Source organism: Variovorax sp. 01T439_2 (assembly GCF_056398445.1).
Genome location: NZ_JBFTPJ010000264.1, coordinates 1 through 6,376 on the forward strand (window position 1 = coordinate 1; position 6,376 = coordinate 6,376).

Consider the following 6,376-nt stretch of genomic DNA (forward strand, 5'->3'; position numbering starts at 1 on the left):
CGTGGCGCGCACCTCGGGCCAGAAGCCGTTCGCGGCGATCCTTGCCTGCGCGGATTCGCGCGTGGCGCCCGAACTGGCCTTCGACCAGGGCCCGGGCGATCTTTTCGTGGTGCGGCTGGCCGGCAACTTCGTCAACGACGATGGCATCGCCAGCATGGAATACGCGGCCAAGTTCCTCGACGTGCCGCTCATCATGGTGCTCGGCCACAGCAACTGCGGCGCCATCTCGGCCACCATCAAGGTGCTGCAGGAAAACGCCGTGCTGCCCGGGCACCTGCCGGGGCTGGTCGCGTCGATCCGCCCGGCCGTGGAAGCCGCATCGCGCCGCGAGCCCGCCTCGCTGCTGCAGGCGGCCACCGAGCAGAACGTGCGCCAGAGCGTGGCGCGCCTGGCCACGTCGGCGCCCATCCTCGGCGGCATGGCCGCGAGCGGCGCGGTCAAGGTCGTCGGCGGAATCTACGACCTGGCGACCGGCCGGGTCAGCATGGTCTGACGAAGGCCTGCGGCTAGGCTTGGCTGCCGATGCCGCAGCCGCCCAGCACGAAGGCCACCAGCTCGCGCGCGATCGGCTCGCGGTCGATCGGCGCGTCGGGCGGCAGGCCGAGCATCACGCGTGTCTGGATCGCATAGTCGGCGTAGCTCTGGGTCATGGCCCAGATGTGCATCAGGAGCAGGCGCGCATCGAGCGGGCGCATCTGCCCGCGCGCGATCCAGCCGTTGATGATGTCGACCTTCTTCTGCGTCCAGGCCTGCGCGTTGGGCCAGTAGCGGTCGAGGTTGCGGCCGCCGTCGAGCACTTCGCGCGTGAAGATGCGCGAGATCTCGGGGTTGTCGAAGGCGTGGTCGAGCTTCTTGCGGATGTAGTCGCCCAGCACGGTGGCCGGGTCGCTGGCGTCCTCGAACGAGAACACCACCTTCCAGGCATGCAGCACCTGCATCAGCAGCTCTTCGTAGAGCTCTTCCTTGCCGGCGATGTAGTAGTGCAGCTGGGGCTTGGTGAGGCCGGCGCGCGCGGCAATGGCCTGGGTGGAGGTGCCCTTGAGGCCATGCAGGCTGAACTCGGCCACGGCCGCGGTGCGGATCGCCGCCATGATGCGTTCGCGCCCCGGCCGCGCGCGCGACAGCGGGCCGTCGGGGGCGGGCATTTCCTGGGSGGTGCTGGGGGACAGGGCGGCGGGATCGGCGTTCATGGCATGGCGGATATGCGGCGGTGCGCCCGGCGATGGTAATCCTTGGCGCATGGCCGCATGCCATGCCGGCATGGAAGCGCAGGGCATGCGGGCACGGTTCATGTATCTTCTCGCCGCTTCCAGAATTTCGTCCCAACAAAGGAGTTCCTTCATGTACCTTTCCCCCCGTTTCCGCGCCTTCGCGGCCGGTGCCGCACTGCTCGCGGCCAGCGCCCTGGCGCAAGCCCAGCAGGCGTTGCCCAATGTGGTGATCCTGGCCACCGGCGGCACCATCGCGGGCGCCGGCGCCTCGGCCGTCAACAGCGCCACCTACGCGGCCGCCAAGGTCGGCGTCGAGAAGCTGATCGCCGGCCTGCCCGAGCTCTCCAAGATCGCCAACGTGCGCGGCGAGCAGGTGTTCCAGGTCGCTTCCGAAAGCCTGACCAACGACAACCTGCTGACGCTGGCCAAGCGCGTCTCGGCGCTGTCGAAGCAGGCGGACGTGGACGGCATCGTCATCACCCACGGCACCGACACGCTCGAGGAAACCGCCTACTTCCTCACGCTCACCGTGCACACCAGCAAGCCGATCGTGGTGGTCGGCTCGATGCGCCCGGGCACGGCCCTTTCCGCCGACGGTGCGCTCAACCTGTACGACGCCGTCAGCGTGGCCGGCAGCAAGGACGCGGCGGGCAAGGGCGTGCTCGTGACGATGAACGACAACATCGACAGCGGCCGCGACGTGAGCAAGAACGTCAACATCAAGACCAGCGCCTTCTCGAGCCAGTGGGGCCCGCTCGGCATGGTGGTCGAGGGCAAGAACTACTGGTTCCGCGCGCCGGTCAAGCGCCACACCATGAGTTCGGAGTTCGACATCGACGCCATCACCGCGCTGCCGCCGGTCGAGATCGCGATGGGCTACGAGGGCGTCTCGTCCATCGCCATCGACGCGCTGGCCAAGAGCGGCGTGAAGGCAATCATCCACGGCGGCACGGGCAATGGCTCGGTGGCCAACCGCATCGTGCCCAACCTGCAGAAGGCGCGCACCGACGGCGCAATCATCATCCGTAGCTCGCGCGTGCCCGACGGCTTCGTGATCCGCAATGCCGAGCAGCCCGACGACAAGTACGACTGGGTGGTGGCGCACGACCTGCGTCCGCAGAAGGCGCGCATCCTGGCGATGGTGGCGCTGACCAAGACCAGCGACACGAAAGAACTGCAGCGCATCTTCTGGGAGTATTGACCCGCCCTAGCGCGCGGCGCGGCGCTTGCGGTGCCGCGCGTATTCGAGGCTGCCCACGCACACGAGCAGCCAGGCCAGGCCGGTCAGCAGGCCGGCCGCCACGTCGCTTGCGAAATGCACCTGCAAGAACACGCGGCTGCACGCGATGGTGACGATGGCGGCGGCGGCCGCCATGGCCGCCGGCACATGCCAGCGCGCCGGCAGCAGGCGCAGCGCCAAGTACATCAGCATGCCGTAGCTCACGATCGCGCCCGCGCTGTGGCCGCTCGGGAAGCTGTAGCTCGTCTCCAGCGCCAGCCCGTGGTCGTGCAGCGGCCGCGCGCGCGCGAAGATGCGCTTGAGCGCCGGGTTCAGCAGCACGATGCCGCCGAGCGCCATGACCCAGCCCAGCGCCAGGCCGTGGTGCGCGCGGCGCCACAGCAGCAGCGCCACCACCACGCACACCGGCGCCAGCAGTTCGGCATCGCCCAGGTGCGTGAGCCAGCTGAAAGCCACCAGCGCCGCCCACGGCAGGTGCTCGCCGATGGCATCGGCCAGCGCCTGGTCGGCCAGGCCCAGCAGGCGCCCGTCGCCGAGCTTCGATGCGATGTATGCCACCAGGCTGGCCGCCCCGAGGATCGAGAGGAAGCCGATGGCCAGCCCGGCGGCCAGCCGCGGTTCGTCGGGCTCATCGGCCGGCGATCTCCTGAGGCGCCGCCGCTGCAGCGCCTGGCAGGCCAGGCCGGCGCCGAGCACCGAGACGGCGAAGGCGCCGGCGAACCAGGCCAGCGAATGCTCGCCCAGCTGGCGGGCGAGAAGAACGAGTGCAGGGGCTTCCATCGGCATGCGGCGCACCCTAAGCGGGCGCCCTGGCGCTGGCAAGCGGAAGCTGCAAAACCTTGGCGCACACGAAGGCCTTGTCGGCGGCCGAATGGTCCCAGCGCTCGGCCTGGCACACGCGGCCGTCTTCCGGCGCGCCCAGGCGCAGCACGTTCACCGAATTGGGATGGCCCGCGCGCACGCGCGACGACACCGCCGTGCCGGCCTGCACCGCCCATGCGGTGCGCGGGCAGCCGGCGTACGCACCGTGCAGCGAACGCACGAACGGCAGGTGGATGTGGCCGCCCAGGATCAGGTCCGCGCCGGCTGCGCACCAGCGCGCGACGGCGGCTTCGCGCCCGTGCAGCCGGTTTCGCATGTCTTCCTGCCGCGTCACCATCACCGGCTGGTGCGTGACCACCACGCGCAGTTGCGAAGGCAGGGCGCCCGCCAGCCGCGCTGCCACCCGCTCGATCTGCGCCGGCGAGACCTCGCCGTCCGCATGCCGCCACCAGCGCGTGGTGTTGACCGCCACCACCAGCCAGTCGGCGGATTCGAACACCGGCTCCAGGTCGGTGCCGAAGGCGCCGGCGTAGCGCCCATAAGGCGAGAACAGGCGCGCCCCCAGCTGGAACAGCGGAATGTCGTGGTTGCCCGGAATCGCTATCACGGCCGGTGCGGCCAGCCGGTCGACGAAGGCGCGTGCGGCCGCGAACTGCCTGCGCGTGGCGCGCTGCGTGATGTCGCCCGAGAGCACCACCACCTGCGGCGCCAGGGCCTGCGCGAGCCGCTCGAGCGCGGCCATCACCTCGGGCTGCTCGGTGCCGAAATGCGTGTCGGAGATCTGCAGCAGGCAGCTCATTGCTTGGCGGCCTCCAGCTCGGGCGCGACGTCGGGCCGTACCAGCCACAGCGGTTCGGGCGAGACCCGGAACAGCAGCGGCATCTCGGCCCAGGCGATCTCGCCGTCGGTGGCCACCTTCACGCGGCGCGGCGGATGCAGGCGGCCGGCCTTCACCGTCATCGACTCGAACGGGAAGCTCAGCACCTCGTCGGCGTTCCCCAGCCGGCCGAGCGCGCCGCGCACCAGCAGGCCGGGCATGGCCAGCACGCCCACCGGCTTCAGCGCCACGGCGGCCAGCTGGCCGTTCTCGGGTGCATCGGCATGCGCGATGCCCACCTGCAGCAGCTGCAGCGGGTTGTTGCCCACGAAAAGCGTGGTCGTGCGGATGTCGCGCTCCACCCCGTGCGAGGCGATGCGCAGGTTCCAGTGCCGGTGGCCGCGCATCACGGTGAGCAGGCCGGCAAAGAACGCGACCCAGCGGCTGCGGCCGTAGCGCACCTTGTAGCTTTCGCGTTCCTCCAGCAGTTCGGCATACAGGCCCATGCTGGCGTTCACCAGGAAGATGCGGTCGTTGACCAGCCCCACCTGCACCGGCCGCGGCTGCTCGTCCAGCAGCACCTGCAGCGCCTGCGCCGTGTCGCGCGGAATGCCGTGGGCGCGGCTGAAATAGTTGAAGGTGCCCTGCGGCAGCACGCCGAAGGCCAGCCCGCTGCCGAGCGTGGCCCGCGCCACCGTGTTGAGGGTGCCGTCGCCGCCCGCGGCCACCACCACGCCGTCCACGGCGCGGGCGCGCTCCACCGCCTCGCGCGCCAGCGCCTGCACCGTCGTGCGTTCGTCGACCAGGAAGATGCGCAGCCTGCGGCCGGCCGCGGCGCAGCCTTGCTCGATGATTTCGCGGGTTTCGGCGGCGTCCGCGCTGCCGGAACCGGCGTTGAGAACGACGAACAAGGGGGAGTTCGGACCGAGGGGAGACGGCTGCATGTCGATGGAAACCGGAAAAAGGAGGGGAAGAGCCCGGCGGGCTGCGAAAGTTCGGGCGCGGGGGACAGGAAGCCCGGGAAAAGCACGGTGCGCGCCCCTGACCCGCGGTTGTCGCACGGCCGGCCGGTCCGCGCAGGCGGCCGGCATGCCGGCTTGCTGTGGGAGAGCGGCCCTCCGCCCGTAAAATCGTCTGCTTTCGCGGTGCTTCATCGCGCTACCGTCCAACGCCCGGTCACGCCGGCCTGCTTCATGTTGACCTTCCAGCAAATCATTCTCAAACTGCAGTCGTACTGGGCCGACAAGGGCTGTGCGCTGCTGCAACCCTACGACATGGAAGTGGGCGCGGGCACCTCGCACACCGCCACCTTCCTGCGCGCACTCGGCCCCGAGCCCTGGAAGGCCGCCTACGTGCAGCCCAGCCGCCGCCCCAAGGACGGYCGCTAYGGCGAGAACCCCAACCGCCTGCAGCACTAYTACCAGTACCAGGTGGTGCTCAAGCCGGCGCCCAGCAACATCCTGGAGCTGTACCTCGGCAGCCTCGAGGCGCTGGGCTTCGACTTGAAGAAAAACGACATCCGCTTCGTCGAAGACGACTGGGAGAAYCCSACGCTSGGYGCCTGGGGMCTKGGYTGGGAAGTSTGGCTYAACGGCATGGAAGTGACGCAGTTCACCTAYTTCCAGCAGGTCGGCGGCATCGACTGCAAGCCCATCACCGGCGAGATCACCTACGGCCTGGAGCGCCTGGCCATGTACCTGCAGGGCGTGGACAACGTCTACAACCTCACCTGGACCGACGGCCTGAGCTACGGCGACGTCTACAAGCAGAACGAGGTCGAGCAGTCGACCTACAACTTCGAGCACAGCGACGCCGAGTTTTTGTTCACCGCCTTCGCGGCGCACGAGAAGCAGGCCAGGCACCTCATGACCGAGCAGCTCGCGCTGCCGGCCTACGAGCAGGTGCTCAAGGCCGCGCACAGCTTCAACCTGCTCGACGCGCGCGGCGCCATCAGCGTGACCGAGCGCGCGGCCTACATCGGCCGCATCCGCAACCTCGCGCGCAGCGTGGCGCAGAGCTACTACGAGAGCCGCGAGCGGCTCGGTTTTCCGATGGCGCCTCGCGAGTGGGTTGCACAAATCACGAAGAAGGCGGCCTGAGCGATGACGAGCGTGCAAAAGAACCTGTTGGTCGAACTCTTCGTCGAAGAGCTGCCGCCCAAGGCGTTGAAGAAACTCGGCGATGCCTTCGCCGGCGTGCTGCGCGACCAGCTCGTGGCCCAGGGGCTCGCCGAGCCCGCCTCGGTGCTCACGGCCTACGCGTCGCCGCGCCGCCTCGCTGCGCACC

At 69.5% G+C, this 6,376-nt stretch carries 8 protein-coding genes; 4 read left to right on the forward strand and 4 right to left on the reverse strand.

All coding sequences use genetic code 11. The features are described from left to right. On the forward strand, positions 1-493 hold a 493-nt coding region (locus AC1DOC_RS14345), incomplete at its 5' end, for a carbonic anhydrase (RefSeq protein WP_478129974.1). Positions 494-506: 13 nt separating this feature from the next. Here AC1DOC_RS14345 and AC1DOC_RS14350 read toward each other — a convergent pair. Then, positions 507-1,190 (reverse strand): TetR family transcriptional regulator C-terminal domain-containing protein, encoded by a 684-nt coding sequence (locus AC1DOC_RS14350; RefSeq protein WP_478129975.1) that lies wholly within the window; start codon positions 1,188-1,190, stop codon positions 507-509. A 151-nt stretch (positions 1,191-1,341) separates the two neighbouring features. Between AC1DOC_RS14350 and AC1DOC_RS14355 the strand changes: the two genes are divergently transcribed. After that, positions 1,342-2,412: an asparaginase gene (locus AC1DOC_RS14355; RefSeq protein ID WP_015867509.1), complete on the forward strand. Its 1,071-nt coding sequence runs from the start codon at positions 1,342-1,344 to the stop codon at positions 2,410-2,412. 6 nt (positions 2,413-2,418) lie between these two features. On the opposite strand, the gene AC1DOC_RS14360 is transcribed toward AC1DOC_RS14355, so the two are convergent. Genes AC1DOC_RS14360 through AC1DOC_RS14370 form a run of 3 tightly spaced genes read right to left on the reverse strand, consistent with a single transcriptional unit; the run spans position 2,419 to position 5,034 of the window. Beyond that, a complete protein-coding gene (locus AC1DOC_RS14360; RefSeq protein WP_307595602.1) occupies positions 2,419-3,237 on the reverse strand; it encodes a phosphatase PAP2 family protein in 819 nt (272 codons plus the stop codon). Positions 3,238-3,247: 10 nt separating this feature from the next. Then, on the reverse strand, positions 3,248-4,072 hold the full coding sequence (locus AC1DOC_RS14365) for a metallophosphoesterase family protein (protein WP_307595603.1): 825 nt from the start codon (positions 4,070-4,072) through the stop codon (positions 3,248-3,250). Continuing rightward, positions 4,069-5,034: a diacylglycerol/lipid kinase family protein gene (locus AC1DOC_RS14370; RefSeq protein ID WP_062367295.1), complete on the reverse strand. Its 966-nt coding sequence runs from the start codon at positions 5,032-5,034 to the stop codon at positions 4,069-4,071. The genes AC1DOC_RS14365 and AC1DOC_RS14370 overlap by 4 nt, the downstream gene beginning before the upstream one ends. 249 nt (positions 5,035-5,283) lie before the next feature. On the opposite strand from AC1DOC_RS14370, the gene glyQ reads away from it, so the two are divergent. Together glyQ and AC1DOC_RS14380 are read left to right on the forward strand one after the other, a co-directional pair. Then, positions 5,284-6,189: a glycine--tRNA ligase subunit alpha gene (gene glyQ, locus AC1DOC_RS14375; protein ID WP_062367296.1), complete on the forward strand. Its 906-nt coding sequence runs from the start codon at positions 5,284-5,286 to the stop codon at positions 6,187-6,189. A gap of 3 nt (positions 6,190-6,192) precedes the next feature. Beyond that, the coding region (locus AC1DOC_RS14380) for a glycine--tRNA ligase subunit beta (protein ID WP_478129976.1) at positions 6,193-6,376 on the forward strand (184 nt) is incomplete at its 3' end.